The sequence below is a fragment of the Variovorax sp. JS1663 genome, assembly GCF_002157355.1.
Lineage (GTDB): Bacteria > Pseudomonadota > Gammaproteobacteria > Burkholderiales > Burkholderiaceae_C > Variovorax.
The window spans coordinates 361029-385875 of sequence record NZ_LYMK01000001.1; the positions used below are offsets into that span (position 1 = coordinate 361029).

31 protein-coding genes, 26 tRNA genes and 1 pseudogene are annotated in these 24847 nt (G+C 65.0%); 12 read left to right on the plus strand and 46 right to left on the minus strand.

The window, feature by feature from the left end; translation table 11 throughout:
* The first annotated feature begins 9 nt into the window (after window positions 1-9).
* The 7 genes from A8M77_RS01870 to A8M77_RS01900 all read left to right on the plus strand — a co-directional run bounded on the left by A8M77_RS01870 (window position 10) and on the right by A8M77_RS01900 (window position 5043).
* The gene (locus A8M77_RS01870) at window positions 10-414 is read left to right on the plus strand and encodes a hypothetical protein (RefSeq protein ID WP_086919853.1); all 405 of its coding nucleotides are present in this window, start codon (window positions 10-12) and stop codon (window positions 412-414) included.
* Entirely contained in the window at window positions 411-833 is a 423-nt protein-coding gene (locus A8M77_RS01875; protein WP_086919854.1) for a hypothetical protein, read from the plus strand. Before A8M77_RS01870 ends, A8M77_RS01875 begins: the two co-directional genes overlap by 4 nt.
* Window positions 834-945: 112 nt before the next feature.
* Window positions 946-1410, plus strand: coding sequence for a hypothetical protein (locus tag A8M77_RS01880; protein ID WP_086919855.1), 465 nt, complete (start codon window positions 946-948; stop codon window positions 1408-1410).
* 33 nt (window positions 1411-1443) lie between these two features.
* Window positions 1444-2460, plus strand: coding sequence for a hypothetical protein (locus A8M77_RS01885; protein WP_086919856.1), 1017 nt, complete (start codon window positions 1444-1446; stop codon window positions 2458-2460).
* A gap of 28 nt (window positions 2461-2488) precedes the next feature.
* Window positions 2489-2926 (plus strand): hypothetical protein, encoded by a 438-nt coding sequence (locus tag A8M77_RS01890; protein WP_086919857.1) that lies wholly within the window; start codon window positions 2489-2491, stop codon window positions 2924-2926.
* Window positions 2927-2995: 69 nt separating this feature from the next.
* Entirely contained in the window at window positions 2996-3316 is a 321-nt protein-coding gene (locus A8M77_RS01895) for a hypothetical protein (RefSeq protein WP_143694520.1), read from the plus strand.
* Between the two features lie 101 nt (window positions 3317-3417).
* Window positions 3418-5043, plus strand: a complete 1626-nt coding sequence (locus tag A8M77_RS01900; RefSeq protein ID WP_143694521.1) for a hypothetical protein — start codon at window positions 3418-3420, stop codon at window positions 5041-5043.
* 18 nt (window positions 5044-5061) lie between these two features.
* On the opposite strand, the gene A8M77_RS35035 is transcribed toward A8M77_RS01900, so the two are convergent.
* The gene (locus tag A8M77_RS35035; protein ID WP_143694522.1) at window positions 5062-5241 is read right to left on the minus strand and encodes a hypothetical protein; all 180 of its coding nucleotides are present in this window, start codon (window positions 5239-5241) and stop codon (window positions 5062-5064) included.
* A 354-nt stretch (window positions 5242-5595) separates the two neighbouring features.
* Here A8M77_RS35035 and A8M77_RS01910 point away from each other — a divergent pair, with 354 nt between their 5' ends.
* Both A8M77_RS01910 and A8M77_RS01915 read left to right on the plus strand, forming a co-directional pair.
* On the plus strand, window positions 5596-6612 hold the full coding sequence (locus A8M77_RS01910; protein ID WP_143694523.1) for a hypothetical protein: 1017 nt from the start codon (window positions 5596-5598) through the stop codon (window positions 6610-6612).
* Between the two features lie 79 nt (window positions 6613-6691).
* Complete coding sequence (locus A8M77_RS01915) at window positions 6692-7264, plus strand: hypothetical protein (RefSeq protein WP_143694524.1); 573 nt, start codon at window positions 6692-6694, stop codon at window positions 7262-7264.
* A gap of 68 nt (window positions 7265-7332) precedes the next feature.
* On the opposite strand, the gene A8M77_RS01920 is transcribed toward A8M77_RS01915, so the two are convergent.
* The 29 genes from A8M77_RS01920 to A8M77_RS02050 form a co-directional block, all read right to left on the minus strand.
* The gene (locus A8M77_RS01920) at window positions 7333-7896 is read right to left on the minus strand and encodes an HNH endonuclease (protein ID WP_086919863.1); all 564 of its coding nucleotides are present in this window, start codon (window positions 7894-7896) and stop codon (window positions 7333-7335) included.
* 52 nt (window positions 7897-7948) lie between these two features.
* Window positions 7949-8022: transfer RNA gene (locus A8M77_RS01925), tRNA-Arg, on the minus strand.
* Window positions 8023-8125: 103 nt separating this feature from the next.
* A tRNA-Met gene (locus tag A8M77_RS01935) sits at window positions 8126-8201 on the minus strand.
* Window positions 8202-8241: 40 nt separating this feature from the next.
* A tRNA-Leu gene (locus A8M77_RS01940) sits at window positions 8242-8328 on the minus strand.
* 17 nt (window positions 8329-8345) lie between these two features.
* A tRNA-His gene (locus tag A8M77_RS01945) sits at window positions 8346-8420 on the minus strand.
* An 8-nt stretch (window positions 8421-8428) separates the two neighbouring features.
* Window positions 8429-8503: transfer RNA gene (locus tag A8M77_RS01950), tRNA-Ile, on the minus strand.
* Between the two features lie 10 nt (window positions 8504-8513).
* A tRNA-Asn gene (locus A8M77_RS01955) sits at window positions 8514-8590 on the minus strand.
* 37 nt (window positions 8591-8627) lie between these two features.
* The gene (locus A8M77_RS01960) at window positions 8628-8828 is read right to left on the minus strand and encodes a hypothetical protein (protein WP_143694525.1); all 201 of its coding nucleotides are present in this window, start codon (window positions 8826-8828) and stop codon (window positions 8628-8630) included.
* Between the two features lie 105 nt (window positions 8829-8933).
* Window positions 8934-9009, minus strand: a tRNA-Arg gene (locus A8M77_RS01965).
* A 12-nt stretch (window positions 9010-9021) separates the two neighbouring features.
* Window positions 9022-9108: transfer RNA gene (locus A8M77_RS01970), tRNA-Cys, on the minus strand.
* 41 nt (window positions 9109-9149) lie between these two features.
* Window positions 9150-10211 (minus strand): RNA ligase family protein, encoded by a 1062-nt coding sequence (locus A8M77_RS01975; protein WP_238136671.1) that lies wholly within the window; start codon window positions 10209-10211, stop codon window positions 9150-9152.
* A 23-nt stretch (window positions 10212-10234) separates the two neighbouring features.
* Window positions 10235-10308: transfer RNA gene (locus tag A8M77_RS01980), tRNA-Gly, on the minus strand.
* 7 nt (window positions 10309-10315) lie between these two features.
* Window positions 10316-10400, minus strand: a tRNA-Tyr gene (locus tag A8M77_RS35995).
* Window positions 10401-10409: 9 nt separating this feature from the next.
* A tRNA-Arg gene (locus tag A8M77_RS01985) sits at window positions 10410-10486 on the minus strand.
* A gap of 158 nt (window positions 10487-10644) precedes the next feature.
* Window positions 10645-10732: transfer RNA gene (locus A8M77_RS36000), tRNA-Ser, on the minus strand.
* A gap of 6 nt (window positions 10733-10738) precedes the next feature.
* Window positions 10739-10830 (minus strand) — tRNA-Ser (locus tag A8M77_RS01990).
* 17 nt (window positions 10831-10847) lie between these two features.
* Window positions 10848-10940: transfer RNA gene (locus A8M77_RS01995), tRNA-Ser, on the minus strand.
* Between the two features lie 8 nt (window positions 10941-10948).
* Window positions 10949-11024 (minus strand) — tRNA-Phe (locus A8M77_RS36005).
* A gap of 8 nt (window positions 11025-11032) precedes the next feature.
* Window positions 11033-11108 (minus strand) — tRNA-Asp (locus A8M77_RS02000).
* Between the two features lie 9 nt (window positions 11109-11117).
* A tRNA-Ala gene (locus tag A8M77_RS02005) sits at window positions 11118-11193 on the minus strand.
* Window positions 11194-11200: 7 nt separating this feature from the next.
* Window positions 11201-11287 (minus strand) — tRNA-Ser (locus A8M77_RS02010).
* A 103-nt stretch (window positions 11288-11390) separates the two neighbouring features.
* Window positions 11391-11467, minus strand: a tRNA-Pro gene (locus A8M77_RS02015).
* A 17-nt stretch (window positions 11468-11484) separates the two neighbouring features.
* Window positions 11485-11562 (minus strand) — tRNA-Gln (locus tag A8M77_RS02020).
* Window positions 11563-11604: 42 nt separating this feature from the next.
* Window positions 11605-11683, minus strand: a tRNA-Met gene (locus tag A8M77_RS02025).
* 29 nt (window positions 11684-11712) lie between these two features.
* A tRNA-Glu gene (locus A8M77_RS02030) sits at window positions 11713-11789 on the minus strand.
* 12 nt (window positions 11790-11801) lie between these two features.
* Window positions 11802-11877: transfer RNA gene (locus tag A8M77_RS02035), tRNA-Thr, on the minus strand.
* A 38-nt stretch (window positions 11878-11915) separates the two neighbouring features.
* A tRNA-Trp gene (locus tag A8M77_RS02040) sits at window positions 11916-11991 on the minus strand.
* A 9-nt stretch (window positions 11992-12000) separates the two neighbouring features.
* Window positions 12001-12085 (minus strand) — tRNA-Leu (locus A8M77_RS02045).
* A 154-nt stretch (window positions 12086-12239) separates the two neighbouring features.
* A tRNA-Gly gene (locus tag A8M77_RS02050) sits at window positions 12240-12317 on the minus strand.
* A gap of 626 nt (window positions 12318-12943) precedes the next feature.
* Here A8M77_RS02050 and A8M77_RS02055 point away from each other — a divergent pair.
* Window positions 12944-13357, plus strand: coding sequence for a hypothetical protein (locus tag A8M77_RS02055; RefSeq protein WP_086919865.1), 414 nt, complete (start codon window positions 12944-12946; stop codon window positions 13355-13357).
* Between the two features lie 16 nt (window positions 13358-13373).
* Here A8M77_RS02055 and A8M77_RS02060 read toward each other — a convergent pair whose 3' ends face one another.
* Window positions 13374-14120, minus strand: coding sequence for a DUF6988 family protein (locus A8M77_RS02060; RefSeq protein WP_143694526.1), 747 nt, complete (start codon window positions 14118-14120; stop codon window positions 13374-13376).
* Window positions 14121-14133: 13 nt separating this feature from the next.
* On the opposite strand from A8M77_RS02060, the gene A8M77_RS02065 reads away from it, so the two are divergent.
* On the plus strand, window positions 14134-14406 hold the full coding sequence (locus tag A8M77_RS02065; RefSeq protein ID WP_086919867.1) for a hypothetical protein: 273 nt from the start codon (window positions 14134-14136) through the stop codon (window positions 14404-14406).
* Between the two features lie 53 nt (window positions 14407-14459).
* On the plus strand, window positions 14460-14855 hold the full coding sequence (locus tag A8M77_RS02070) for a hypothetical protein (protein ID WP_086919868.1): 396 nt from the start codon (window positions 14460-14462) through the stop codon (window positions 14853-14855).
* Window positions 14856-14912: 57 nt separating this feature from the next.
* Here A8M77_RS02070 and A8M77_RS02075 read toward each other — a convergent pair whose 3' ends face one another.
* The 15 genes and pseudogenes from A8M77_RS02075 to A8M77_RS02140 form a co-directional block, all read right to left on the minus strand.
* Window positions 14913-15407, minus strand: coding sequence for a hypothetical protein (locus tag A8M77_RS02075; protein WP_086919869.1), 495 nt, complete (start codon window positions 15405-15407; stop codon window positions 14913-14915).
* A 5-nt stretch (window positions 15408-15412) separates the two neighbouring features.
* Window positions 15413-16114 carry a hypothetical protein gene (locus A8M77_RS02080; protein WP_086919870.1) on the minus strand — a complete coding sequence of 234 codons (702 nt, stop codon included), beginning with the start codon at window positions 16112-16114 and terminating at the stop codon, window positions 15413-15415.
* A 13-nt stretch (window positions 16115-16127) separates the two neighbouring features.
* Entirely contained in the window at window positions 16128-16994 is an 867-nt protein-coding gene (locus A8M77_RS02085) for a hypothetical protein (RefSeq protein ID WP_086919871.1), read from the minus strand.
* Between the two features lie 11 nt (window positions 16995-17005).
* On the minus strand, window positions 17006-17407 hold the full coding sequence (locus A8M77_RS02090) for a hypothetical protein (RefSeq protein WP_086919872.1): 402 nt from the start codon (window positions 17405-17407) through the stop codon (window positions 17006-17008).
* Window positions 17408-17418: 11 nt separating this feature from the next.
* Window positions 17419-18159, minus strand: coding sequence for an ADP-ribosyltransferase-containing protein (locus A8M77_RS02095; protein WP_086919873.1), 741 nt, complete (start codon window positions 18157-18159; stop codon window positions 17419-17421).
* Entirely contained in the window at window positions 18156-18584 is a 429-nt protein-coding gene (locus A8M77_RS02100) for a hypothetical protein (RefSeq protein WP_086919874.1), read from the minus strand. Before A8M77_RS02100 ends, A8M77_RS02095 begins: the two co-directional genes overlap by 4 nt.
* Window positions 18585-18594: 10 nt before the next feature.
* The gene (locus A8M77_RS02105) at window positions 18595-19422 is read right to left on the minus strand and encodes a hypothetical protein (RefSeq protein WP_086919875.1); all 828 of its coding nucleotides are present in this window, start codon (window positions 19420-19422) and stop codon (window positions 18595-18597) included.
* The gene (locus A8M77_RS02110; protein ID WP_143694527.1) at window positions 19419-19847 is read right to left on the minus strand and encodes a hypothetical protein; all 429 of its coding nucleotides are present in this window, start codon (window positions 19845-19847) and stop codon (window positions 19419-19421) included. The genes A8M77_RS02105 and A8M77_RS02110 overlap by 4 nt, the downstream gene beginning before the upstream one ends.
* Before the next feature lie 79 nt (window positions 19848-19926).
* Window positions 19927-20325: a DUF4116 domain-containing protein gene (locus A8M77_RS02115; protein WP_086919877.1), complete on the minus strand. Its 399-nt coding sequence runs from the start codon at window positions 20323-20325 to the stop codon at window positions 19927-19929.
* A gap of 34 nt (window positions 20326-20359) precedes the next feature.
* Window positions 20360-20617: a hypothetical protein gene (locus A8M77_RS02120; protein WP_086919878.1), complete on the minus strand. Its 258-nt coding sequence runs from the start codon at window positions 20615-20617 to the stop codon at window positions 20360-20362.
* Window positions 20614-22134, minus strand: coding sequence for a methyltransferase (locus A8M77_RS02125; protein WP_086919879.1), 1521 nt, complete (start codon window positions 22132-22134; stop codon window positions 20614-20616). Before A8M77_RS02125 ends, A8M77_RS02120 begins: the two co-directional genes overlap by 4 nt.
* A gap of 251 nt (window positions 22135-22385) precedes the next feature.
* Window positions 22386-22604 carry an exodeoxyribonuclease VII small subunit gene (gene xseB, locus A8M77_RS02130; RefSeq protein ID WP_086919880.1) on the minus strand — a complete coding sequence of 73 codons (219 nt, stop codon included), beginning with the start codon at window positions 22602-22604 and terminating at the stop codon, window positions 22386-22388.
* A gap of 12 nt (window positions 22605-22616) precedes the next feature.
* Window positions 22617-24047 (minus strand): exodeoxyribonuclease VII large subunit, encoded by a 1431-nt coding sequence (xseA, locus tag A8M77_RS02135; RefSeq protein ID WP_238136672.1) that lies wholly within the window; start codon window positions 24045-24047, stop codon window positions 22617-22619.
* 256 nt (window positions 24048-24303) lie between these two features.
* Window positions 24304-24396 (minus strand): annotated as a pseudogene (locus tag A8M77_RS36715) (DUF5710 domain-containing protein); the annotation flags it as partial.
* A 110-nt stretch (window positions 24397-24506) separates the two neighbouring features.
* Complete coding sequence (locus tag A8M77_RS02140; protein WP_086919881.1) at window positions 24507-24842, minus strand: hypothetical protein; 336 nt, start codon at window positions 24840-24842, stop codon at window positions 24507-24509.
* Window positions 24843-24847: the final 5 nt, after the last annotated feature.

Here is a 24847-nt window from a genome sequence, read left to right on the forward strand (position 1 = left end):
GAGGAGGCCATGCAAGCAAGCTTCGACCTCTTCGCCGAACCGGCGCCCATGCCGTCGGCGCGCGCCCACAAGGCCCGGCATCCTACGGTCGCGACAGCCTTTTCGCACCCGTACGGCGCGCCGAAGACCCGCGTGCAGTTGCGCGTAGAGCTCCTGGCCGCCAACGTGGCCACGGTGAAGTTCGATGCGGAAGCCGGCGAACTCACCCGCATCTCCCAGTTCCAGCCCGCTGGGAACCAATGCATCGGTGTCTATCCGGGGCCGCTCGTGGCCATCGGGCAGGCCATGCTGCAGGATCTGCCATTCGGCTCCGGCCTGGTCGAATGGGACGTTGCCAGCGATCAGCCCAGGTACGTCTCAGCGCCAGCAGCTGAAGCCGAGTCGGACGGCGACGCCGAAAGGCCCCGGGCATGATCAACGTTCGGACACCGCAAGAGGTAGAGGCGCTTCGCCTGCGCCTGGAGCAATCCGGCATCGGCCGGACGAACCCCCGCGCGCACAGCGCAATCCGGGACTTCGAGGATGGCCTCGATCTGGAGGAATCGGCAGCCCGGGCGGTTCGCCATGAAGCGGCTGCGCGCGAAATGTGGATCTCCAACGCACTCGATCCTTGGGCGAAGCGGCACGGCCTGACGCGTGCCCAGGCGCTGTCCGTTGCCTTCGACGACTCGGCCTTCAACCCGGCCAACCCGCAGCGCGACCAGGTCACGCTGAAGGACCTGCACGGGTGGAGCGGGCAGGAGCACGGCTTCGCCGCCTACCTCATGGGAGAAGGGCGGGTCGAGGTCGCGGACGAGGTCGACAACGAGGCCGCCCCGCGCCCGGCAGGTTAGCCAGCAGCCCGCAAAAATCGCACGCTCTTTGCCTTGGATGTCTGAGAATTGCCCGTAGCAATATCCCTTCGCGAGGCGATAAGCACCGTCGATACGACGTCCATACTGACACATGAACAGCGACCAGTACAAGATCTTCGAAGTAGCGGCCAAGCCGGCCATCGAGAGCGCGATGGAATCTCTCAACGCCCAGCTGAAGGTGCGAGGGCTTCGTTGCGGCCGCCTCGTCGAGATCGACCATGATGTGGAGCGCGGCGTCGGCTTCTCGGTCCACTACGGTGACCTGGATGGGGCAGTGAACGTGGAGATGCTCCTGACCGACGGCGACGAACGTGCCTTCACCAAGGAGCCACGCGAGCCGGCCTGCGGCCTGCTGCTGAGCGTGATTGGTCCCGACGGCACCTTCCTCGGCGAATGGGCTCCCTACAACTACACCCCCGATGTCGGGACCGCCGACCCGCAGGAGATCGTGCGCCGCGTAGGCCTGATGAGCCCGCCGGATCTTGCAGAGAGCATTCACGGCCGCATCGCCGACTGGACGAACAGTCGGGTCGAAGCCGAAGCGCCTCACTGCTGATGGCCGCGCGTCCCACCTGAAGAAGGAGCCACCGTGCCCGCACCCATCATTCCCGAGGTCCCCGTTACGCCTTGGACCCTGTACCCAACCATCGCCGACATCCCTGCGAAGGGATTCAAGCGCATCGAGGTCGAGGCGGTAGCGATCGAGAAGGATCACGGCGGCAAGGTGTTCTGCACCCGCCTCGTGTTTTCGCCCGAGGACGGCCCCCTCAAAATGTGCTCCATTTTTCTGCGCGAGGAAGGCGGCGGCGCGGTGTGCATCGCCGACATGCCGACCAAGGAAGAGGCGATCGCCTACGCCAGGGAGGTGGCGCAGGCCCGGCGGTGGCCAGTGAACGGTTCGATCTGGGACCTGCGAATTTGCGAGGTCCCGGGCAAAGGCTTTGTCGCCGATCCCCGGGAGCCGGAGCCCTTCACGCTGAATCCTGCCAGGGCGGCGCTCTATCACCAAACCATCGCCAAGCCGGACCTCTTCGCCGGCGGCCCCGCCGAGTACGGCCGGTGGATCGCCTTCGCAGACGCCAAGAACCATGCCGTGGACCGCGCGGCGGAGAAGGCTGCACTGCTTGAGCGCGTGTTCAACGCGGCGCTTGCAGCCATGGGGGCCAGCGCACCTCCGGCGGGCACCCTCGAAGCGACCCGTATGCGAGAGATGCTCAAGGACGTGGTGGAGGCGAATCGGACGGACCGCCTGGTGATCTTCGACGAAGTGCAGCGAGAGGTCCTCCACGAGACTTTCGCCGAAGGCCGGTTCGAGCTGGCTGGTCATGAGTCGGACGAGGAGCTTTGCGGCCTCATCCTGTCAGCATCGCCCGACGATTTGTTCGACAACATGGATACAGATTTCGAGCACGGCCTGCTCGAGGCGTTCGCGAGCGAGGCAGGCGTAGCGGCGATCGAGGCCGCCACCGCGGCATGCCCCCAGGTTCTGAGCGCCGCAATGCTCCCGGCGATTCAGCGTCGCCTCCAGCAGCACGGGATCGACAGCCCCTTTTCCCACCTTTTCGCAGAGGCGGGGCGCGACGATGCGCAGGTCCCGCGCGGGTAGGTATTCAAGAGGACAGCACGTCAGCAACATGATGCAGGTATTCCATTGCAAGGTGAGCCGGGCGGGCCAGTTGAACCCTGGCGTGGTCGACATGCACGCGCGCATCGCGTTCCGTGTCGAACGTCAGGCGCTCGCGGAGATCTTCAGCGAGGAAGCCAAGTGGCGCGACCTCGGGCTGTCGTTCGAGCTGGTTGCCGAGGTGGAGGGCGACGATCTTGAGCGGGCCTTCTCCGCGACGAACCACATTGACCGAGACTGGTCCGACAACCCCGATGTCGAGGTCAAGACGACCAACCCGCGCCGCAGCACGTCCGTCGGCGACCTGGTTGTGCGCGATGGGACCACGTTCATCGTGGACAAGTTCGGCTTCAGCGAGATCCAGCGGGAGATGCCTGCCGAGGCGTTTGTGCCCGAGCCCCAACCCGAGCTTGAATCCGTTGCCGCCGAGCAGGCGCCCCGCGGCTGAAGAGCCCTCGCGTTCCGCGGCACCCATGTACCCGTGCCGTTTGGCGCTTTGAAAGACCTAGTGCGCGTCATGCACATGCGTGACAAGGAGACCCGCCACCAGTTCCCGGCTCCGGTGGTGACCCACGGTTGGCTCTTGATGGGCGAACGCGGCAACATCCTCCATGAGCGTGTGCTCGACAATTCGGAGCTCGGCCTCAAGATGATGGCGCGCGCCCGGACGGACCTGACGTTCCAGCGCTTCGAGTGCCGGGACCTGCTGAAGATCTCGGGCGGCAAGGTGCTCTTCGTCGACGACGAGGTTCGCAGGATCGCCGACTCCATGCGCCAGAATGACCAGGTGCCCGAGGACGAAGCGGAGGCCACAGCCGAGGCGGCGCCGCGCGGCTAAGTACCTGATTCATAATGGTTTTCACCATGAATCGACGAAGCGCACATTTGCAGTGAAAACCCAACGTCTCCTCGAGTTGATGCGGCAAGGATCTCATGCACGTGGACTTGGTGGAGGCCCTCGTCCACTCCATGCGCCTCATCATGTGTCCGGCGGCCCCGCCCAGCCGCCGATCAATCCATCAAGCTGAAATGGCCATTGCGCGCGACCTCTCTCCCGTCGTCTTTCGCGGCGAGCCCGACAACCGCCTTCGTGAGCGCGGGGACTGGCAGCGGCCATGGTTCTTCACCGAGGCTTACTCGCAAGCGAAGCTCTACACCGGGATCCAAAAATGGCGCGATCCGAGGGACGAGCCGATCGCATGCGTCCTTGCCGGCCGCACGGTGCTGGACCTGACCGCGCCAGACCCGGCCGACGTGCGGCACCGCGTGATTGTCGATGCGCTCACGGCGGAGTTCGATGACTGGACATGCCGGGCCAGCGGGGAGCGGCGGGACGCGTGGAGCTTCCTCGAGACTGGCGATCTCTACGACTACGAGGGCACGGGAAGTGGAGAGCGCTGGAATGCCCTGTTCCGCATCGCCTTCGAGCACGCCGATGCCGTGCGCGTGCTCGACATGACAGATGGCACCAAGGGCCAACCGGTTCCAGTGTGGGTGGCCCACCAGCGCGACACCATCCGATTGGCCACGTTGGGCGAGGAGCTTGGCGCCCGGCTCAAGCAGCAGCCCTGGGAAGCGATCGAGGCCTGGCTGGAAGCCCATCATCCACAGGCAGGCGTGCTGGAGCGCATCGACCGCATGCGGCGCCCCGACCACGATCAGCGTGCAGATCGCGTGCACCGGGTCGTGCCTCGTTGCAACTTCGAAGCCATGGGGATCACCGGCGCGCCGCAGCCGGTGTATCGCGGCGTGCCGGCGGCCTACGAGATCCTGCCGGGCGACTGGATTGCGCTCAATGCGCGGTACGCCGGCGAGCATGGTGGCCGCGGCCAGGCTGCGTTCGTGAAGACGCTGCCGCTTGTGCATCCCGAGGACATTTTCTGGGCAGGATCGGATGAGAGCGAGTTCCTGTACCTGCCGACGGCCTGGCGCCGTGAGGGCACGAGCCGCGAGGAATACCTGCGCTCGCTCACGCCCGAGCAGCTGCGCATGTTCTGCGACGGAGAAATGTCGAGCCTCACGCGCCATGCGCGCGAGATCCGCAAGATCGAAGACCACGTGCACCGCAACTTCGACGTGGAGGCCTGTGGCCTGTACCACGGGCCCGACCACTGGGCCCGAGTCTCCCAGCATGCCCTGGCGGTGTCGCGCTCCCTCGGAATCGATCCGCTGGTGCCGTACATCTTCGGCTTGGTGCACGACAGCCAGCGGCTGGACGATGGAACCGACCCGGAGCATGGCCCGCGCGCGGCCGCGTTCGTGTGCGAGCGCCGTCACGACCTGTTCGGCTTCCTGCCGGACGAGGCGGTGGAGGCGTTGGCGCTGGCCTGCGATCTGCACAGCGACGGCCAGACCGAGGGCGAGGCTTGGGTGCGGGCGTGCTGGGACAGCGATAGGCTTGACCTTGGACGGGTAAACATCGTCCCCGACCCTTACTGCCTCTGCACCGACTACGCCCGCCGGCCGGAGGTGATCGCCGCGGCGCTGCAGATGAGCGGGCGAGGCGGCGAGGACTTCATAGAGGACGACGATTCCGAGGGGCGTCTGCAGCGGTACGGAGCTTGAGGTCGGCCCCGCATCGAGTCAAGGCTCCCCGGCGTCGTCTTGCTGCAGGCGCCAGATCGTCCGTGCGCAGTTCAGGTGCCGGGCGAGCTCGCCCATTCGAGACCAGACCGCCGCCCGCGCGAGCCCATTCGAGGCGTTCATCTCGTCGACGACCCTCGCGAGCAGCGACATCGGCGCCTCGTCGAGGAGGGCCGCCACGTACGGCCAGATCTCTTGCTGTGGGGTTTCCCGACTGAGCAGTGTGTGGTGGAGCTGTTCCCCTGAGAGGTGGCCTGCGTAGCTCACGCTCGCTGTGGCTGCGGCAGCCTCCAGTGCCGACCTGGCCGGTGGGGCGGAACGCTGGGCGGCCATCGTCCTCGAACCGTTCGCCACCGACCTGCAGGGACAGCCCGATCGATTCGAGCAATGCCTCCGCCTCCGAAACGGGAAGGCCTGGCCCTGTCATCGCCTCCGCGGAACAGATCGCGGACAGCGGAAGTCCGCTCACGGTGGCGAGGCCGGCCTGGCTGAGGCCCAGCGCGCGCGTGCGTGTGCCACGGCACTGGCGATCTCATGGATGAGGGACATGTGCTGAGTTCGCCAAAGCACAGGCGGAATTGCCGAGAAAGGAACGGCGAGGAAAACAAATCGCGGAAATACTCGGATGCGGAAGACAATTTCCTCATCAACGAAGGAGATTCCTCGATGTCCCGCTACGAACTTCCCGTCGTCGGCACCTGCTACGACGAGTGGCGCCTATGCAAGTCAACGACTTTTGAACCGACGCCTCGCCAGCGCCTGGTGATGGAGGCTGCCGAGCGGGCGATCGATGCTGGCCTGTTCTACAACGTCGACGTGAACGCTGCTGTCGCGAAGGACCTCGGGGTGACGAAGGAGCAGCTGGCGCGCAACACCGAGCGCGTGGACGGCGGCGACTTTGCCTACGACGTCTACTTTGCGCGCAGCGCGGTCGAGGCGATCCGTCACCACCGCAAGCTCGTCGCCGCGGCGCAGGCCCTGGCGTTCCAGCCCGGTGACAAGGTTGGCGCGCTGATCTTCAATGACGGCAAGCGCAACACGGGAATGGTCGTCACCAAGGTCGGGCCCGACGGCATCGAACTCGAGATGGAAGGCAAGCGTGCCGGCAAGCCGATCGGGCTGCGCTCCAACGTGGGGGCCGTCGCGTACGCCATCGCCACCGCGTTCGACCGCGGCGCGCGCAAGGACACCTACGAGGAATTCAAGCTTGCCCGCCTGCGCCACACTGCGGGCGCGCTCACCACGAAGGTTGCGGAGCGCCTGGCGCTGTTCGGCGCGCACGAGCTTGGCGAGGCGGAATTCCTCGCGGCACTCATTCGGCCGGAGTCGATGTCGCAGCCGGTGTACCAGGCGCTGCAGTCGATGGAAGAGCCCCTGGATCAGGCGGTAGCGCGCGGCGAGGACTGCTCGGCGAGCTTTGACGCCATCCATGGCGAGGTGGAACGGCTCCTCGATGCTTCGCCGTGGACGATGCATCCCGACTACGGATGCGTGCTGGCCTCCGAGGTCGAGGACCTGGACCGCCAGGCCATGGCCGCGCCGGCCGGCTGACCGGCTGCTGTCCGCCCTACCCCTTGAACGACGCCCGGCGCGGCCGGGCGCCATTGCAACCTTTGCCCGCACCTGAAAGATGACCACTACCCACTCAGAACCCCGTCCGCTGACGACACAAAGCCCGAGCCACGGCGAACTCAACGAAAAGGCGTTCGACGCCGTGATGGCGGCGCTAGGGCAACTTGCGCCCGGCGGCAGCGACGCGGAATACCTGCGCATGTCGATCGGGGTGCTGGTCCAGCGTGTGCGCAACGACCGCGAGCGATTCCTGACCGGCGAGCAGCGGCAGGCCCTCGTGGCTGCAATCTCCAAGACGATCTGGATCGACCGCGACGAGAAGCAATGGATCGCCACCGCGGCGCAGTGTGGGCACTGGGGGTGTGCAAACGCGACCGACGCGTCGTTGATCGAGGCGGTAGCCTCACTCAGCCTGGACGACCTCGTGAGCGTTCGCACGTGCTACGAATATCCACCACACGGCGGCGTCGTGGCTCACATCGACGAAGACCACAAGGCCAACGTGATCGCGGCGCTGACCCATCCGCGCAGCCAGCAGATCCTCGAAGGGTTCGAGGATCCTCAGGAACGGCTGTTGCTGGCGTCCCTGAACGACGCGATCGCCCAGGAAGCGGATCGCCCTCGGGGCTGAGAGCCGCAAGCGGGCAATGAAAAAGGGGCGTCCCTGTCTGGAACGCCCCTTTGTCGTTTGCTGGTGCATCAGCACAGCCGCGAGCCCTTCGGCAGCCGGCTCGCGAGCCACTCGTGCACGTCGGCGCGCACGTTCCGGCCAGCCAGGAGGAAGTCCTCGAAGCGGCTGGGCACGTAGGGGAGGTACACCAGCTTCATGCCGGCTTCCTCCGGGGTCCGCGCTCCCTTGAGCGTATTGCAAGGCTTGCATGCGCTCACGCAATTCCTGAAATCCCAGGCACCTCCGCGGCTCTCCGGGACGATGTGCTCGACGGTCAGGTCCTGCTCGCGGAAGCGCTCGGCGCAGTAGGCGCACGTGTGGCGGTCGCGCACGAACAGCTTGCGGCGGCTGAAGGCCGGCGCCTGGTCGAACAGGTTCACCCTGGCACAGCCCCTCAGGGCGATGATCGGCGAGATGTCGATGCGGGACTGAACGCGGCGCGCCACATTGAAGCCCCCGCGCATCGTGGCCAGCGGCCCCGCGCCGTCTTCCCAGACGACGGCGCCGGTGGCGTAGTGCGATGCAGCTTGCTCTTGCGAGATCCAGGCCTGCGGCGTTCCCTGGATGTCGAGCTGTAGGACTTGGGGCTTCATGGGGCGGCCTCCTTTCATGGCCGAGGTTGTGGAAGATCTCCTGCGTGATGGGTCCAGCCGGCTGGATCGGCCCCAGCGACCTCGCGCTTCGGAGGCGCGCGTGCTATCTGATTGCGCTACGGCTGAAATGTGTTGGTGCACGACCCCGGCCTCGAACCGGGATGCCCTTTCGGGCACGACGCCCTCAACGTCGCGCGTCTGCCTATTCCGCCAGCCGTGCAGGTGTGTCTGGTGGTGCTGGATGGGAACGATCCATCGACCCCGTCCGTATGAAGGACGTGCTCTGCCGACTGAGCTACAGCACCGGAAAAAGGAATGAAGCGAATGAAAGGGGCAAGCGCCTGGTGGTCCCCGGGATCCGATTCGAACGGATACGCCCTTGTGGGCAGCTGCTTTTGAGGCAACCGCGTCTGCCGGTTCCGCCACGCGGGGATGTGAGGATTGAGGTATGGGGCGACTGCCGGGACTCGAACCCGAATCAGCGGGATCACAACCCGCGGTTCCAACCCTTGAACTACGGCCGCCATCGAACTGGTAGCTCTTGACGATTTCGAAACGTCGACCTATCGGTTATCGACCGATTGCTCTGCCTCTGAGCTAAAGAGCTGGGGGGAAACTGGCTCCTCGACCTGGGGTCGAACCAGGGACCTGCGCATTAACAGTGCGCCGCTGCTGCCAGCTGAGCTATCGAGGAAAAATCCGTATGCGCGACGGCGCGCGGCCGCCACGGGTTACCACTCGCCGATCTCGCGCACGCGCTGATCGAGATCGAGCCTCTCGATGCGCTGTCGAGCGCGTTCGGCGTCTCGGTGGCGCTTTCCCGTCATCGTGCCGAACCCATGTACGACGGCTTGCACAACGGGGTTGCGGGGCTTGGAGGCTGGCAACGCATTGCGGTTCGCCGGCCGGCGATGGCTGGTGGTGAGTCGCATGTGGTCCTCCAATGGAGCTGATGGGGTGGTGAAGTGATGATCTCCGGATATCGGAGATCGCGGTGAAATGTTTCAGTGACGCAAGTCCCGCTGCAGGCGAAAAGCTGGCGCCCTGCGGACCAGTCGAAGGTCCACCTGCCGCTTAGAAGGCGGCTGCTCTATCCAGTTGAGCTAGCAGGGCAGGGGTGGCGAATGGAAACGAGGATGGGATTCGGACCCATGTGGAGCAACGCTCACCGGACTTGCAAACCGGCGCCTTCGACCGCTTGGCTACCTCGTTGAAAACTTGAGGGGTGCTGGGGAGGGGCGCCGGCCCGGCCATCAAGGCCGAGCCGGGACCGCCTCGGAGGCGATGCGCGCCAGGCCGTTCGGAACGATCCGTTGGCCGTGCATCCAGTGCGCAGTGGTCTGCACATGGTTAGCGCGAACGACTTTGGCGACATGCGTGCGGAACTGCCCGTAGCCGATGGCATCGGCGACGGTGACCACGTAGCCCTCGCTGCGCGCCCAGTCCCGCTTGCTGTCATACAGCGCACGGATCAGGTGCTCGTCGTAGATGGCGTCATAGAGCACCGGGACGCTCACGATGCCGAGCAGCTCGAACCATTCCTGGGTCTGGTCCCAACCCAGGCGGGTGTTCGTGTCGTCCCAGATCGAGAGTCCCATGAAGTAGCTCGGGAGGTTCTCATACTCGATCGAGTGGCGCGCATAGAGGTTCTCACCGCACACACGCCAGCCTGGCGGCAGGTCGCCGGCGATGCGTGCCCAGACCATACCCTTCACCCAGTTGCGGCTCTCGTGATGCCGTCCGTCGACGGAGCCGGCATGCATGCCGTCTGCGTAGAGCGTCGTGTTCTCGCCGTCCTTCTTCTCGGTGACGATGACCCGCTTTCCGACGAAGGCGTCCATGCTGGCGATCCTCCGATCGTCGCCGTGCATGCCCTCCGACCACGGAGCATGGTGGGTGCGCGGATACTTGATCCGGTCGCTGAACTCAGCGAGCACGCCGCCGGCGGCCAGGATCTTCTGGACGCTTTCGTCGAAGAAGAGCTCGCCCTTCAACCTGGTGCCGTTGGCCATGACCGGGTTGCCCCACTTGTCGTAGACGACGTCGTCGTAGAGGTGCGAAGGAATGACGGGCTTGCGGATGCCGCAGGCCTCGCGCACCTGCTCGACCGGGATGGTGGTCATCTCGCAGGCCAGGTGGTGCTCCTCGCATACGGACGCACCGTTGGCGAGGTAGTAGCCGCCATCAGCCCAGAGCCGGCGCTCGAGGATGTGGTGGGCATCCACGGCGGGGCGCTCGCAGAACACGCAGCGGCGGCCATCCCTCAAGAACACGACGTCGCGGAATGCGTCGCGCGTGAGAAGTCGCGGTTCCATGGTGTCCTCCTTGGGGATGTGGATGGAGCGAGCCGCGGGAGTTGGACCCGCCTCTACGCCTTGGAAGGGCGCCGCCTAACCGCTCGGCCAGGCTCGCGTCAGGTTGGTGAAGTGCCAGGGCTTCGAACCCCGTATGTCAGAGACGCCGGATTTACAGTCCAGTGCAGTCGCCCATGCTGCTCGCACTCCAGGTGAAGTTGGTCCCGCGTGTTCGAGTCGAACGAACAACCCCTGGCTTCGTAGGCCAGTGCTCTGATCCATTGAGCTAACGCGGGGGCTTGAGGTGGTGAGCCGGGGGTTCCGGCATCGGGTGTCACGTGTTCGCAGCGACGGCGGCCGGCTTCGGGGAAAATTCCGGCATATCGTGTCGCCGTTGCACAGATTCCGGCAAATCGTGTCGTCGTTCGACGGCGCCGGGCGAAGTTGAAATTTGCGCATGCGGAGCGAGTCGAACGCTCGTGACGGCGGTGCCGTCCATCTGATTTCGAATCAGCGCCCTTAGACCATTCGGGCACGCATCCTGAAGGTGGAGGAGAAGAGGGGATTCGGACCCCTGTGCCGCATCTCTGCGACCACCGCATTTCCAATGCGGGCCATTCAACCGCTCTGGCACTTCTCCGCAAACAAACACCGGGGTGGAGGAAGACGCGGGGATCGAACCCGCGACCGAGGGGTTTCCTCGATACCTGGGTTCAAGCCAGGCGCAATAGACCGCTCTGCCAGTCTTCCGGTGATGATGGTGCAGTCCCGAGGTGTCGAGCCTCGCCCTCCTGTGCTTCAAACAGGCGCTTCCACCGGGTTAGCTTGGACTGCGAAAGGAGTGGCGCTCCGAGGGGAAGTCGAATCCCCGGCTTCCTCCTAGACAGGGAGGCACTCTGGCCACTGAGTTATCGGAGCAGGAAAGAATGGTGGAGATGGGCGGGTACGATCCGCCGGCCTTCTGCTTGCAAGGCAGGTGCTCTCCCAGCTGAGCTACATCCCCGGGAGTCTGGCGGAGCATGTCGGTATCGATCCGACCAACCGCTTTCGCAGTCCCGACTTAGCAGGTCGGTGCCTTACCTCTCGGCCAATGCTCCTGATGCGTGACAATGGTGTCCGGGTACTGGTTCCGGCGACTCCCAATCTTTGAGTCCGGTTTCCGCGAGAGGACGATGTTCATCGCCCGGTCTCGCTCCTTGTTGGTCCGTGTTGCAGGGTTCGAACCTGCGACCCTCTGGTCCCAAACCAGATGCGCTACCAGACTGCGCCAAACACGGAAGAATCTACAATTTGCTGGCACGCCCTGATCGATTCGAACGGTCGAATGCCGGAATCAAAATCCGGTGCCTTAGTCCAACTTGGCGAAGGGCGCGTATGGTGTTCCAAGCAGCGATTTCGAGCTGCCTCGGTCAAATGGTTGCGCAGGCCAGATTTGAACTGACGATCTCGAGCGCATGAAGCTCGCGGGGACGACCAGGCTCCCCTACTGCGCGGAACAATTGACGAACAATTCGTCTGCAACTGGAGTCGGATACGGGATTCGAACCCGTGTCTACAAGGATGAAAACCTTGTGTCCTAAGCCACTAGACGAATCCGACAAGAAGCTGTTTTGGAGCCCGCAGTCTGAATCGAACAGACGACAACCAATTTACAAAAATGGTGCTCTGCCAACTGAGCTATGCGGGCGAGGAAAGTGGATCTGCAAAAAGTAATTGACGCGTATTTGGCGGGCGTCACAGGAGTCGAACCTGTAACCTTCGGTTTTGGAGACCGGCGCTCTGCCAGTTGAGCTAGACACCCTGGTATCTTTGGTCCCCTGAGAAGGCCTCGAACCTTCATGACCTGCGTCGCCGCGCTCTGAACGCGGTGTGTCTGCCAATTCCACCATCAGGGGAGGGATCTTCCATTTCGGTTGTGTCTTCACGCGATTCGAGCGCTTTCGCACTCACGTCGACATCGCTGCACGATGGTTGGGTCCAGACCATGCACATCCCCCCAGGCCGCCGACGCGGTTGGCCTCTGGAGGTGCTGCAAAGGCACACCCGAAATGGAGCAGCTCGGAGGGCTTCGATCCCTCGGCCTCAACGTTGGCGACGTTGCGCTCTGCCTGACTGAGCTACGGCTGCATGTTGTGCGAGCCGTTGGCCCCACCAGTGAGGGGCGCGACTCGCGGCGAATTTTTAAGGATCACCCACCGGCGCCACTCGGCGGGTGAGTTCACGGCAGCGCGATCACTGCTGTGCCGGCCGGCACGGATGCCGTTCGCGGCTGTGTGCCGATCGAGATCTGCACGAAGGAAACAAAAAGGCCCGGATCCATTTCGGAATCCGGGCCTCTGGTGAGAGAGCTTGGAAGGTTGGCGCCTACGCGCTACCTCCACCCGGGGGCGGCTGATCCTCATACTGTCCAAGCCACAGAGCGGCCGGGATCGACGGAATGGAGTTCAGCTGCGAATGCATCTTGGATGTCGTCAGACTGCGACCACCACAAAACGAGACGCGCACGAACGCCCGGCCCGATGCGGGTCGAATGTTCAGTGAGGTCAGGTTTGCTTTCACGATGGTTCCAGTTGGTGGCGTTGTTCTCGATGAATCGATGCTGGGTTGAAGAAACGGGACGAAACAAGTTCGTCGATGGGCTGGACTGTAAAGGTTCTTTACTGGGGATGCAAGGGGCACGACAATAAATTTTTCGCCCCCATGGTCGCGGCTGTTGACTTGAGTGCACAGTTGACGGACCCCTCGCTCGATCTGTGACCTCATCCATCCCCTCCGATGCATTGTTCCCCGTTCGCAAGGGGAACGCCCTGATTCTGTACCGCGAGTTCATTGACAAGGAGGTGGCTGCTGGTGCGACCTACGGGCTCGAGAAGCGGTTCTCCGAGTTGCTAGGTATACATGCGTCGCTATGGAGCCAGCTGAAGAAGGGCCGCCCGATCAAGGACGCTCTGGCGCGCCAGATCGAGCATCGAACAGGGAGGCCGCAGGGCTGGCTTGACGAAGAAAGGGCTGAAGCGTTGCTGCAGGACGCGACAGTCGACCCTTCGTGGGAGCGCGTGGTTGCGATGTTGAAGGAGGAGTGGGATGCATCGAACTCGCGAGGCAAGCGGGAGATCCGCACGTTCCTCGTAGAGCGACGCAAGCAACGGGTGCGACCCACAAAATAGAGGTCGAAAGCAAAGGTCAGTTGGCGGGCAACATCGGCGTGATGCAGTCCTCGAAGCCCTCGTGCACGCGGTTCATCCGACGCATCAGCACGGTATCGCCGGACAGGATGGCCAGCATCATCGCGCCGATCGTCACCAAACCGTTCGAGCACTCCACGAGCTGGCGCACCAGCTGAACCGGGTAGCCGTCCTCATGGCGGCGCAGGGCATGGATGCCGCCGTGGACGAAGGAATTGAGGGCCTTGCGCTGCGTGCGGTCGAACTGCCCCAGCATGACTGCTGGCGCGTTGGCGGCCGGCACGGTGGCTGCGGCCTTGGCCAGCTCCTTGATCATCCCGGCCGCCATTGGCATGCGACGCGCAGCTTCCTCGGTTTCGGCCGTGAGCGGCGCTCCGGCGAGGGCGACCTCGGCGTCGCTTGCCGCGAAGAGCAGCCAGGCCGAGCGCGTCGTCGCTTCGAACTGCATCCGCATGGTCGGCACGGCGGAGGAGATGAAGCCCCCAGCGACCAGCAGGCGCAGCGCACGGGCATGCTCGAGCGAGAGCGATGCGGCAGTGACGCTCAAGCCCATGCGCAGCCTGTCGGGGCCGTACACGGGGTAGCTGTCGGGGTCGAGCATCGTGACGATCGTGTCGTCGAGCTCTTCCGAACGGCGCAGGATCTGCTCGATGGGCATGGTGCGGCGGGCTTTTTCGTCGTGATCGTGGATTATTCTCGAGTTGCCCTTACGGATCGCTTTCCCGTTCCGTATTCTGGTCCTCATGAGAACGAAATCGATGAACCGCTTTCTCCTCGCCGCAATGGTCCTGGCATGTGTGTTTGCAGCCGGCTGTGAGTCCGATGAGGCCAGGAGCTGGCGCGACCTGAAAGAGGCTCAGGAGGCGCAGGACAAGGCCAAGGCTGCAGAGTTGCCCGCTTGGCAGGATCCCGAGTGCATCAGGCAGAAAGACGCTCGCTTGAGGGGCGAGATCGGGCAGGAGGGGATGACCGAACGCTGCAGCCGCGCCTTCGGCTGGTCCATCCCCGCGCCGGGCGGGTCCGGTGGATGAGCGCAGCCACGACGGGGGCGTCGCCCCCAAGCAAGGTTGCCCCCACCCCAGCGATGCGGACGGCGTTCGCATCGCTGCTTGACCGTGTGGGCGCCAGCCCCTTTCGTCGCCAGGATCTGCACGCGCTGATCTATCCCCTGACAAAGCCCCGCAACAGGGAACGCACGAGCGTCATCGCCGACGGGTTGATCCGGGAAGCTGCGAAAGCGGGCAAGGTCGTGCGCCATGGCCATCTCCACTGGGTCAAGGTGCAGTCTGGTCGCACGCTTCGCTCGGGGCGAGAGGTTCCCGAGCAGCCCGAGGTGTGCGAGCTGAAATTGTCCACCCGGGTGCCCAGCAAATGGGTGGCCGTTGACATGGAGACCGGTGAGGCTTGGGTCGGCACGCCCGGGGGCTGGGCGCGCGCAACGCGGGAGCGGGCAGCGGAAGCAGTCAAGTGCCTGGGCTGAGCAGCGCTGCGATGGAGCGCCGCGCTGCCTGGCCGAGCGACCCCCGCGCTTTCAGGGCTAAGGCCTGTGCGCCCCGGCGCCTTTAAAATCGGCGGCATCTTGCCCATCGTCGTCGAGTGCCGTGAGGATGTCGGCATTCGGATCGAGGTCGCGCCGGACCAGGTCGGCCAGACCACCTGGACCCATTGCCTCCAACGCCTCGTCGTATCGATCGTTGGCGCGTCCCCAGACTTCCCGGCGGGCCCTGTCCGGATGATTGCAGAGGTCCTGCACGCGGGCCATCTCTCTCGCCCGCTCCATCAAGTTCTGCGTGGCTTCGGCCGAGCCGTCTCCTGCTGATTCCTCCGCGCGCGCGAGGGCTCGCTCGGCGAGGGCCGCGATGTTGCGCGGTCCCAGTTCGAAGAGGTCCCAGTCGTACCGGAAGCGAGCGTCCGAGAGCGCTCTACCAGGAGCCTCGCCCCGGGCTTCCCGTTCGAGAATCTCCGCATATGCGGAGGCGTCCTGGATCAGCCGAAGCTTCAGCTTGCGCCAGTAGGTGGGGGTTTGGCTCATGGAGATCAGCCGCGGGGAGCAGAGCGCTGCTCGGATTCCTCGTCGGCCCAGTTTGGGGCAGGAGCACCTGGCCGAGCCGAGAGACGAAGCTCCTCCCCTGCGATCTCGCGAGCCAGCGCAACCGCCAGCCGGGCGATTCGGTCGCGGCGGGCCGCGACGAAGTCGAGGCCGGTGAGATCCAAGGCTACCCGAGCCACCTCTGCAGGCTCGACCTCGCCCGGAGCCATCGTCGAGAACGTCATCGTGTCCTGCACCGCCAGTTCCGCGACTGAGGCGCCTGGTGTGTCTGGTGGCAGATCGACATCCTTGAGCTGCTCCTCGATCGCGCATCGAGCTCGTTGGAAGCGGAACTCGCCGATCTGGTCTGCGGGCCCGGCGAGCACCACGAACTCGCGGGAGTCCTCGTTGCTGGTGTCCTCGTCGACGAGCGTGGCGGCGAACGGCTCGGCAGCGAGTTCCCCAACGGCCAGCACCAGCGGCTGGAAGGTCTCGACGGCGAAGCCGTGCGGGCATTCGCTCGTGATCTGCAGCGTGAAGCACTGGGTGGCCACATCGTAGGCGACGCCCGTTTCGTGCAGATGGAAGTCGTCGTGGAGCAAGTCGTAGCCGCGCCAGTCGAGGAAGTCACGGCACGCGGCTTCCACCTGCGCGCGAGTGACCTCGGGGCGCAGGCTTGCCTCGACCCGCGCATATGCGTTAAATCCCATCTCTCTTTCTCCTTCAGCCCCTCGGGGCGCTAGCTTGTTCGGTGTCGGATTCGATCGCCACGACCGCATTCGAGCGCGCCACCGCCTCCTCACGCACGCGACCGAGCCCGGACTTCACGAGGTCGAGAAGCACCTGGTAGTCGGCGGCCTCCGGCGGCCTGCCCGTGCCGGCGTTCAGGCCGGCGTCGTAGTCGTTCACCGCGCGCAGGGCGTCGCCAGCGGCGTCCAGCACGCGTTCCGCCGCGCCATAGCCCGGGCGGGGGTGCAGGATCAGCTCCTCGCCGGCGATCTCGCGCGCGAGCAGCACTGCCAGGCGCCCGATGCGATCGCGACGTGCATCGTCCAGGTCCAGGCCGACCAAGTCGACGGACACGCGGGAGACAGCGTCCGTGTGGTGGCCATCCTTCGGGAAGGCTGCGATCGTCATGCACTCGCGCGTGGCGATGTTCTCCAGCGGCCAGCCGCGGGAGCTCAGGGGCAGGGCGATGTCCTCGACCCGAAGGCCCCAGCGCGCCGTCCGTGTCTTGTATTCAGGAATGAGGTGAGCAGGACCGGCAATGACGGTCGTGTAGCGCTCCTCTGCATCGCCTGTGTCCTGATTCTCCAGCGTGGCTTCGAACGCGTCATCTGCAAGTTCGCCGACGGCTTCGACGACAGGAAGGAAGACGTGATCGTGGAAGTTGTAGCCCGCGCTGATGTCTGCGCGGACGATCAGGATGCCGTCGACCAGTGCTGCCAACCTCTCCTCCAACGGGTCGTCGTGGTCGAGAAGGTCGAACTTCGAGTCGTCCAGCAGAGGCTTGAGCGCAGCCTCGACCGCTTCCCTGGTTACACCCTCGCGGATCGTGACTTCGAAGCTGATGCGTGCGTCGTATCCCATGTTCCTCCTCCTCAGCCGCGCGGGGCATCAGCCGTTTCGGCCGGCGCGTATGGCAGATCGATCGACAGCGGTTTCGAGGGGCCACCGCTCGCCTTGAAGACGACGCCGTTATTCCAGCTGGAGATGTAGTCGTGGACCGCGATCTCGAATGGCTCGGCAGCGATCTCGTTCAGGCGCACCGCCAGCGGTTCGACGAACGTCGCGATGAAGGTCTCATCGGCTTCGCGATCGATGCGAACGACGAGCTCTCGGTCATTGCCCCACGCTGCGTAGCTCGGCGCCTTCTGTTCCTTAAAGGGCGACAGCGGCACGCCTGCCAGCTCGGTGATCGCTTGCACCGCCTCGGCTACCTGGCCCCAGGTGACGCCTGGGCGGACTGGGATCGTGATTTCGGATCGGGCATTCCAGTTCATCTGCTTGATCTCTATGGTCGTGGACGCTCTGCGTCGTTGTGGTTGAGGGTGTTCTGTTCGAGAAGAGCGATCTCGCGGGCACGTTCGATCACTTGATCGGCCCAGGCGGTGTCGGCGTCGAGCTGCTCCTGTGAGCAACCGTTGGCAAGGGCTTCCTTGGTGAGTTGGTCGCGAGTGACCAGGCGGCCGCCGGCGAAGTCGGCCTCGCCTTGCCAGTCGAAGGTGCGGCCTCCGGCGCGCACGTAGGCATGAACGAAGTCGTCTCGCACTACGATCTCGCTGCCCGGGCCCAGCGCCGTGCGCAGCGCCAGGGTCATGCCCCAGCAGCCGCCTTCCTCGAAGTACCAGCCGGCCTCGGCCTGGTCATTTGCGGCCTGCAGATGCTCGACAAAGCAGGTCGGAGAAACGGCATGCTCAATGATGCAGATCTGCTCGGGTTCGAAGGCGACCCAGACCCGCTCTTTGGGCATGTAGATCCCGTCGAAGCCCCGGGCCTTGAGTGCCGCGGCAGACTGGTCGAGGTGCTGGCTGTACGGAACGTCGAGACCGTAGCGGACCATGGTCCAGGGGTTGCTGATGTCCAGGCTTGCGGCAATGACGCGCGGCTCGGATTCCCTGCGGATGCGCTGGTACGACGCTGCTGCGTTGTACTGCTCTGCGAAGAAGATCCCGCGCTCATTGGGGGCGAACGAGTCGAAGGTCGCGCCAGTGCCATGGAAGACGAGTGCGGGCGGGGTGGGGCGGTTGCTCATCGCGGAACCTCCGCGGGCGGCTCTTCCAGGACGGTGGTGCCGATTGCAGCGGCGTCCGCCTGCAGCCGCTCCAGGACTACACCGAGCGAGACGCCCTGGCTGAGGACGTCGGAGCGCAGCGCCCTGGCGTGTTTCGCACGCACCCATGAAGTTGCCTCGGCGTCGCGCACCAGCAGTGCGTCGCTGAACATCAGAAAGGGGTCAAAATGCCCGTAGTGGCGGCGCGCGAGCGCCAGCAGTCCGCGAGCTTCGGCTGGAATCTCTCCGGTGAACCTGCGCTCCCGAAGGTCGACCGCCAGGTCAAGGTCCTTGGGCTCCTGTTCCTGACGGGCCACGGAACCGAAGACGAGGTAGCGCCTCGCATAAGTCGCGCCTTCAAGCGCTGCGAGGATGGTGGAGATGGAGGGATTGATCCGGCTGGTCATAGCTGCAACCTCACCTGGCACATTGCCGCTCGCCATCGCGCGCGGAGTCGTCTGGCCCGGCCCGGTGCATCTGGGTGTATTCGCGCACCTGCTCATCGCTGTAGCGGAAGGATCCGTCCAGGCCGAACGCTTCGCGGACCGCTTCCCACTCTTCCTCGTCGGGCATGCTCGGGTCCTCGGCGATCAGGCCCTCGGCCACACAGCGGCTGAAGAGCGCAGCCTCGAAGTCGGTCGTCTCGGTGAGTTCGTCCATCCTGAACAGGATCGACCGGGCCGCTGCCTGGGTCACAGTGGGAGCGGGGTCGAGGTTCTGGGCGTGCTCCATCACGTCGGCCACCGCCCAGCCTTGGGTGGTGCGGAGGTCGGCGAATTCGGAGACGGCCTTCAGAAGGCGGGCGCGAATCGGACCGCCGGGAAGCTGTCTGGCGGCTTGGAGCGCCGCGTCGATCAGCTCGTGGACAGGCTGCAGCTGCGGCAGCACCGCAGTGGCGCCCAGCGTCTTGCTGAGCCGTGGCACAGCGGGCGTGAGCGTGCTGTAGACGCGATGGTCCAGATCGAAGACGGCGATCGCCACTGGGCTTGCGGCGAGGGGCTCGAGCCCGCTGAGAGTCGGTTCGAGGACGCGCCTAGAGAAGTCCTCGGAGACATTTCCATCGAAGCGAATCGAAAGCTCACGCTCGGAAGGCATCATCACCCATGTGCTCTTCCAGGAAGCGTCTCCGGGTGCGACGGTGATCTTGAAGTAGTCGGTCAGCGGCCGGATCGCTGCCTCGATGTCCGCACGAGTGACGCCTTCGCGAAGCGGGACGCTGAAGTTGCAATGAGCGAGCCAGGTCATGCGCGCGGCGCCGGGGCGGCGTCCTGTTCGGTTTCGTCGGGTAGCGACTTGCGCGCCGCCGGGTGCGCGGCATTCAACAGGCCCACCGCGAGGGCAAGCGGGTCGCGGCTTTCGACGAGCTCCATCGAAGCCGAACGGGCGACGATGGCCGCCACCTCGCGCCCCAGCTCGGCGGGGGTGAGGTTGAACTGCTTGGCCGTGCCCTGGATGGCGATCTCGGCGTTGCCGGGCTTCATCCGCGCCGCACCGGCGATCGCGAGCTTGGCCTTGTCTTCGAGGACGGCCTGCATGACTTCCTCTACCGAGTGGTTCACGCGCCCGAGGAACATGTTGTCCTGACCGTTGAACTTCGTGCAGAAGGTCTTGGCGGCCGTTCGCAGCGACTTGCCCTTGAAGAGGTCGCGCGTGACGTACTCGATGGCCATGAGGGAGACAGCCGTGGAGGGCTGAGGAGCCGACGAGGCGGCCGCAATGAGGCAGGTCATGTGCTCTTTCCTGGGAGGGTCAGCCGGCGTATGCGGGGGCGTTGGCGGCTTCGTTGAACGGATGGTTGGAAAGGACGCCCTCCTCGATCAGCTCTTCGATGACGCGCTCGCGCATGTCGTCGTCGGCGATGTGGTGGAGCGCACTGAGCCACTGCCGGCATGCAACCGCACAGATCTCGTCCGTCTGCTCGACCACGTACCGGAGGGCATCGCCGTCTTGCTCAACTGCCGCGCGGATGACGGCCTGGCTCGGATCGGGGATGAGTTGCAGAGCGCGGCCTTCGCTGCGGACCGCCGCGAGCATCAGCTCCTCGGTCCATTCCCGGCGGTTGATGGTGCGCAGCAGGAAGCCGTTGTGCTGAACGGTGGCGAGCAGACGTGCGTAGTAGGCGGCGTTTGTTTGGAGAGCGGCGTTCATGTTGCGGCTGTGGGTACTCAAAGGGGGAGGGCGATCAACCGCGCATCGCAGGAGCGCTGCTGGACTCGTCGGGTGAGGCGAGCGCGGCGTCCGCGTCGGCGCGGATGAAGCCCGGGATGGAGAGGTGTGCCAGCACGTGTCCGTCAGGGTCGCGGACCACCATCTCGCCGCCGTCAGGGCGGCAGGCGACCTGCATCCCAAGGATCGTGGCCGCTGTGTCCGGCGCAACCAGGCGCGCGAGGGCGGCGGTCAGGAGGTCGCGAGCGACCAGGTCGGTGAGCAACTGTGTCATCCCCGTGGCGCTTCGGCCAGCTCTTCCGATTCCTCGGCTTCTTCCTCGTCGAGATCGGGGGCGATGTGCCACGGGAAGTTGCAGGCGTCCAGCTTCAGTAGTACCGTGGCGACTTCGGTACCGGATTCGCGGAAGGTGCCTGCCGGGAGGTCCACCACCTCGGCCTGGCTCGCGGTCGCGAAGTCGCGGAATGCCGCGGCGGCAGACGTGTTGCGATGCTGGAAGCTCGGGCTCGTGATGGCGATCAACACGCCGTCGGGCTTCAAAAATCGCGCTGCATGCTCGACGTGCTTGACGTCCTGGAGATTTCCGAAGGGTGGATTCATGACGACGGCGTCGTAGATGGGCGCAGGCTCAGTGGCGAGGAAGTCGCCGTGAATCACGTCTGTCAGGCCGGCTGCCTTGAGCTTCGCCACGTTGCGGTCCAGGAACTCACAGGCTGTGACGTTCTGCGCTCCCACAATTGCCGCGGCGCGTAGCGCGAGGCTCCCGTCGCCTGCACTCGGCTCGAGCACCTTCATCCCAGGCGCCAAGCCCGCCATGGCGACCGCCCGGTCAGCCAGCGCGCCAGGCGTCGGGAAGAAGCCGAAATCCTTGGCAGTGAGGTACTCGCCCGAGGCGATGACAGCGGCCAGTGCTTCGTCGGCAGCGCCTTCGAACACATGGGCCTGCGTCTTGCCGCCCTTCCACGCGCCGCCCAGGTCCTTCAGCACGACGTTGACGCGCTTGTAGAGCTTGGGGTCGAGACGTTCCGGGCCGAGGAAGAACTTGTTGTCCTCGGTGCGTCCGGCGCGCAGGACGTTCAGCACGTCGTCGTAGATGCGACGACCGCGTGAACCAGCAGCGTCAGGCACTGCAGCCCCGTCCAGCGTGGGCGCGGGAGCAGGGGTAGGTGCAGGCACGGGCGCGGCCGGCGCACTGGCGACAACGCTAGGTTTGGTCTCCGGAGCAACCGGCTGTGCGGCCAGGGTCGCCGCCGGCATGGGTTGGGCTTCAGGCAGTACAGCCGACTGGATCTGGCTCAGGAGCGAGCCGATTCGGGCATTCCCTGCGCCAACCTCCGGGACCACGCGTACGTGCGCGACGATCGGGCCGGCCTTGAATTCGGCCAAGGGCAGACGACCCTCGAAGCGGGCGCGCAGCGTCTGGATCTGGGCGCCGGAGACACCGCCCAGCAGGCGCGAGCCGATGATGTGCTGGTACTTCAGGTACAGGTCATGGACGCCGTCGACGCGCTCGACGAGCTCGACGTAGTAGTGACGGTCGGCAGTGTCGTTTCCGACCACCTGGTAGATCGTTTCGCGGCCGAGCAGGCCCATCAGCTCCGGCGTCGCGTCGATGTCGCCGAAAGCGCCCTGACGCCACTTGCCATTGTTCGGCAGACACAGCCACATCTGCGATTTCGTGCGGACGGCTCCGGTCTTTGCGGGGGATGGGCAGACCCGTTCAAGGAGGTCGGCGATCTGCGATTCGGAAAGGATTGGACGGCGGCGGAAGAAGTCATCGCGGAAATTCATGCCGCGATAGTAGACAGATGCGAATCGAAAAAGTGCGATATTTTCTCGTGCGCGTTCCACGCACTAAGACGAAGGTAAGCAGCAGCAGCTTCCTCTCTTGCCTTGCTGGCAAGCGACGATGGCGAGCTTCCAGCAGACGCGACCAAGCCGCCGCCTCGCTGGGAGCTACGTGGCGGCCTTTCGGCGCCTCACCCGTCGCTGATCATTCGCTCGTACGCGGCCGGCGGCCGCTTGCGGCCGCGCCGCTCCCTTCACACGGCGGGGCCGGTACCGTCGACGCCGGCCCCCTCAAGCGCAGCCTTGAGGGCTTCCTCCACCGCGTCGATCCGCTTCGTGCAGACCTTGTAGGCAGCGACGGATTCGGTCACGATCTTGAGCAGATCGTCAATGTTGGGTTCTTTCTGCTCGCGTAATGTCTCCGCGTGCTTCTGGAGCACGTCGTACGCGGCGCGAAAGGTCTGCTGTTCCATGCTTGATGTCCTTCACTTCGGCTTGCCGGAACTCGCAGCCATGGTGCCGTCCCGGAACTGGATCTCAATGGGCTGGTCTGGCGCGGCCTGCGCCAGGCTGGTGATGGGCTGGCCCGCTGCGTCGCGGACGATGGCGAAACCCCGATTGAGGGTCTTCTCGGGGCCTTGCCCGGTGATCTCGCGCATCAGCGCTTCCGAGTTCTCGCGCACGCGGCTCAGCGTGGTCGTGGCCCGCTCGCCCATCACCGCGAACTGGGTGTCCGCCTGGCGCCGCGCAGCTCGCGCGCCGGCGCTGGCCCGGTCGAGGACGGTGTTGAGCGCGAGCCGCGAGCTGCTGCGGGCTTCCGGCAGGCCGGAGGTGGCGCGAGCCTGTACCTCGGCCATGTGCTTCGGCACGAGCTGGCGCGCGGTGGCCACCTGGGCCGCGGCGTCCTCGCGCACCTGGGTCATCAGCCTCAGGCTGGCCCGGCCGGCCTGGTGCACGTCCCGCACGGCCGCTAAACCGATCGCATTAATTGCGTCCCGGCTCTTCTGGCGCACGCGCGCCACGCTGGCGGTAGCGTCCGCCGCCACCTGGCCGTGGGCGCGCTCAATGGCCCTCCGCATCTCGCGCGCCGAGCGCGCCGCCGCGCTCATGATCGCCTCGGAGGCGGCCTTGGCCTCGCGCGCCCGGCGGGCGATGAGCTTCTCGATCGCGCCGATCACCTTGCTGGGCGTGTCGAACTTCGCGAATGCGACCTCGTCGAGGATGGTGCTGTCGCGTTCGTGCCCGATGCCGGTCAGGACCGGGAGGGGCTGATCGCAGATAAATCTTGCCAGGTCGTAGTTGTCGAGCCATGCAAGATCGTTCACCGCGCCGCCGCCCCGGATGATGGCGATCGCATCGGGCAGGTCATCATCCGCTGCGCATTCGTCCAGCGCGGCCGAGAGCGCCGCGACGATCTCGCGGGCCGCACCTTCGCCCTGGAAGCGGCTGTGCACGTAGGTGAAGCGGCAGATGCCGAACTGCTCCAGGCGGTCGGATTCCTTGCGGAAGTCGCCCAGGCCGGCCGCCTCGTGCGGCGCCACGACCAGCACCGAGGTGAAGTCCCACGGGGGTGGCACCTGCTTGTTCTGCTCGAAGACGCCCTCGCGCTGCAGGCGAGCTCGGATCTCCCTCTTGCGGGCTTGCAGATCGCCCAGCGTGTACTCCGAGTCGATGGCATCGATCTCGACGCTGAAGCCGTACTGGGCCTTGAAGGTTGGCCTGGCGCGAACGAGCAGCTTGATGCCCGCGGCGATCGAGGCGCCGGTGGCGCGCTCGAACTCGGGCAGGATCTTGCTAGCGACGTTTGCCCAGATCATGGCGTGCGCCTTTGCGAGCACCTGGCCAGCCTTGTCCCGCTCCGACACTTCGAGGTAGACGTGGCCACTGCCGAGCTTCGCGTTCACGACTTCGACCATCGTCCAGACGCCGCCCTTGAAAGCCTGTGCGATCGCCTCCCAGGAGACGCGACAAAGGGATGCCCTTGGCCGGCGCTGTGACCTCGCTACCGGCGGGGGCGGCGAGCTCGCGCGAGGCGAAGAGGTCCGGGGCGCTGGCCGCTGGGGCTGATCGTGCTGGTACCGCAGGCGCACCGGTGGTGCTCGCCAGCTGGTCCCATTTCGCGAAGGCCGACAGATCTATGTCGGGCCGAACCCACCAACGTCGGCTCTCGGGGTCATAGCGGGCGCCCAATGCCTTCGCGGCGTCTTTCTCCTTGAAGGGGACGTTGAGGTAGTAGCGCTCTTCCATGAGGTGATTTTCGAGCATTCCTCAGTAGAGTCCCCCGCGGATCGAAGAGTGCCGCCGGCTTTTCGCAACTCTACCTAGCGGGAACTGACTTCGTGCTCGAGAGTTACTGCGAACGACTCGATTCGCCTTCAGGTAGAGAGAATGTCGAACGTTCTCACTAGGCCGACGAGCTGGCTGGGATCGCGGGCATCAGCAAAGAACTGCATGGCGACGTCATCGTCGCGCAGTTGATCGTAGGTCCGTTTGAAGTCGTAGCCGCACACGAGCGGCAGTCCGGTGCTTTGGGGAGTTATCACCTGGTTCGGGTAAAACTGAAACACGGTCTTCAGATCTTGGACCGCGATCCACCAGCCCCCCTCGAATGCCCCGACCCCGTCGCCCAGCAGCCACCCGTCATAGATCTTGCGATCAAGATGAAGAAACTGAGCGTTCTTCAGATTTTCGTTGGCCGATTCATTCGTCAATTCTC

Coding starts and splice junctions, on each gene's coding strand:
- xseA (WP_238136672.1), bottom strand. CDS start 24,047: ATGGTCGAAGTCGTGAACGCGAAGCTCGGCAGTGGCCACGTCTACCTC.
- A8M77_RS01920 (WP_086919863.1), bottom strand. CDS start 7,896: ATGAAGCCCCAAGTCCTACAGCTCGACATCCAGGGAACGCCGCAGGCC.
- A8M77_RS02065 (WP_086919867.1), top strand. CDS start 14,134: ATGAACCGCTTTCTCCTCGCCGCAATGGTCCTGGCATGTGTGTTTGCA.
- A8M77_RS02120 (WP_086919878.1), bottom strand. CDS start 20,617: ATGACACAGTTGCTCACCGACCTGGTCGCTCGCGACCTCCTGACCGCC.
- A8M77_RS02105 (WP_086919875.1), bottom strand. CDS start 19,422: ATGACCTGGCTCGCTCATTGCAACTTCAGCGTCCCGCTTCGCGAAGGC.
- A8M77_RS02060 (WP_143694526.1), bottom strand. CDS start 14,120: ATGAGGACCAGAATACGGAACGGGAAAGCGATCCGTAAGGGCAACTCG.
- A8M77_RS01910 (WP_143694523.1), top strand. CDS start 5,596: ATGGATGAGGGACATGTGCTGAGTTCGCCAAAGCACAGGCGGAATTGC.
- xseB (WP_086919880.1), bottom strand. CDS start 22,604: ATGGAACAGCAGACCTTTCGCGCCGCGTACGACGTGCTCCAGAAGCAC.
- A8M77_RS02080 (WP_086919870.1), bottom strand. CDS start 16,114: ATGGGATTTAACGCATATGCGCGGGTCGAGGCAAGCCTGCGCCCCGAG.
- A8M77_RS02085 (WP_086919871.1), bottom strand. CDS start 16,994: ATGGGATACGACGCACGCATCAGCTTCGAAGTCACGATCCGCGAGGGT.
- A8M77_RS01975 (WP_238136671.1), bottom strand. CDS start 10,211: ATGGAACCGCGACTTCTCACGCGCGACGCATTCCGCGACGTCGTGTTC.
- A8M77_RS02100 (WP_086919874.1), bottom strand. CDS start 18,584: ATGACCAGCCGGATCAATCCCTCCATCTCCACCATCCTCGCAGCGCTT.
- A8M77_RS02075 (WP_086919869.1), bottom strand. CDS start 15,407: ATGAGCCAAACCCCCACCTACTGGCGCAAGCTGAAGCTTCGGCTGATC.
- A8M77_RS01875 (WP_086919854.1), top strand. CDS start 411: ATGATCAACGTTCGGACACCGCAAGAGGTAGAGGCGCTTCGCCTGCGC.
- A8M77_RS01895 (WP_143694520.1), top strand. CDS start 2,996: ATGCACATGCGTGACAAGGAGACCCGCCACCAGTTCCCGGCTCCGGTG.
- A8M77_RS01870 (WP_086919853.1), top strand. CDS start 10: ATGCAAGCAAGCTTCGACCTCTTCGCCGAACCGGCGCCCATGCCGTCG.
- A8M77_RS02125 (WP_086919879.1), bottom strand. CDS start 22,134: ATGAATTTCCGCGATGACTTCTTCCGCCGCCGTCCAATCCTTTCCGAA.
- A8M77_RS01890 (WP_086919857.1), top strand. CDS start 2,489: ATGATGCAGGTATTCCATTGCAAGGTGAGCCGGGCGGGCCAGTTGAAC.
- A8M77_RS01960 (WP_143694525.1), bottom strand. CDS start 8,828: ATGCGACTCACCACCAGCCATCGCCGGCCGGCGAACCGCAATGCGTTG.
- A8M77_RS02110 (WP_143694527.1), bottom strand. CDS start 19,847: ATGGCCATCGAGTACGTCACGCGCGACCTCTTCAAGGGCAAGTCGCTG.
- A8M77_RS02115 (WP_086919877.1), bottom strand. CDS start 20,325: ATGAACGCCGCTCTCCAAACAAACGCCGCCTACTACGCACGTCTGCTC.
- A8M77_RS01880 (WP_086919855.1), top strand. CDS start 946: ATGAACAGCGACCAGTACAAGATCTTCGAAGTAGCGGCCAAGCCGGCC.
- A8M77_RS02095 (WP_086919873.1), bottom strand. CDS start 18,159: ATGAGCAACCGCCCCACCCCGCCCGCACTCGTCTTCCATGGCACTGGC.
- A8M77_RS02070 (WP_086919868.1), top strand. CDS start 14,460: ATGCGGACGGCGTTCGCATCGCTGCTTGACCGTGTGGGCGCCAGCCCC.
- A8M77_RS02090 (WP_086919872.1), bottom strand. CDS start 17,407: ATGAACTGGAATGCCCGATCCGAAATCACGATCCCAGTCCGCCCAGGC.
- A8M77_RS01915 (WP_143694524.1), top strand. CDS start 6,692: ATGACCACTACCCACTCAGAACCCCGTCCGCTGACGACACAAAGCCCG.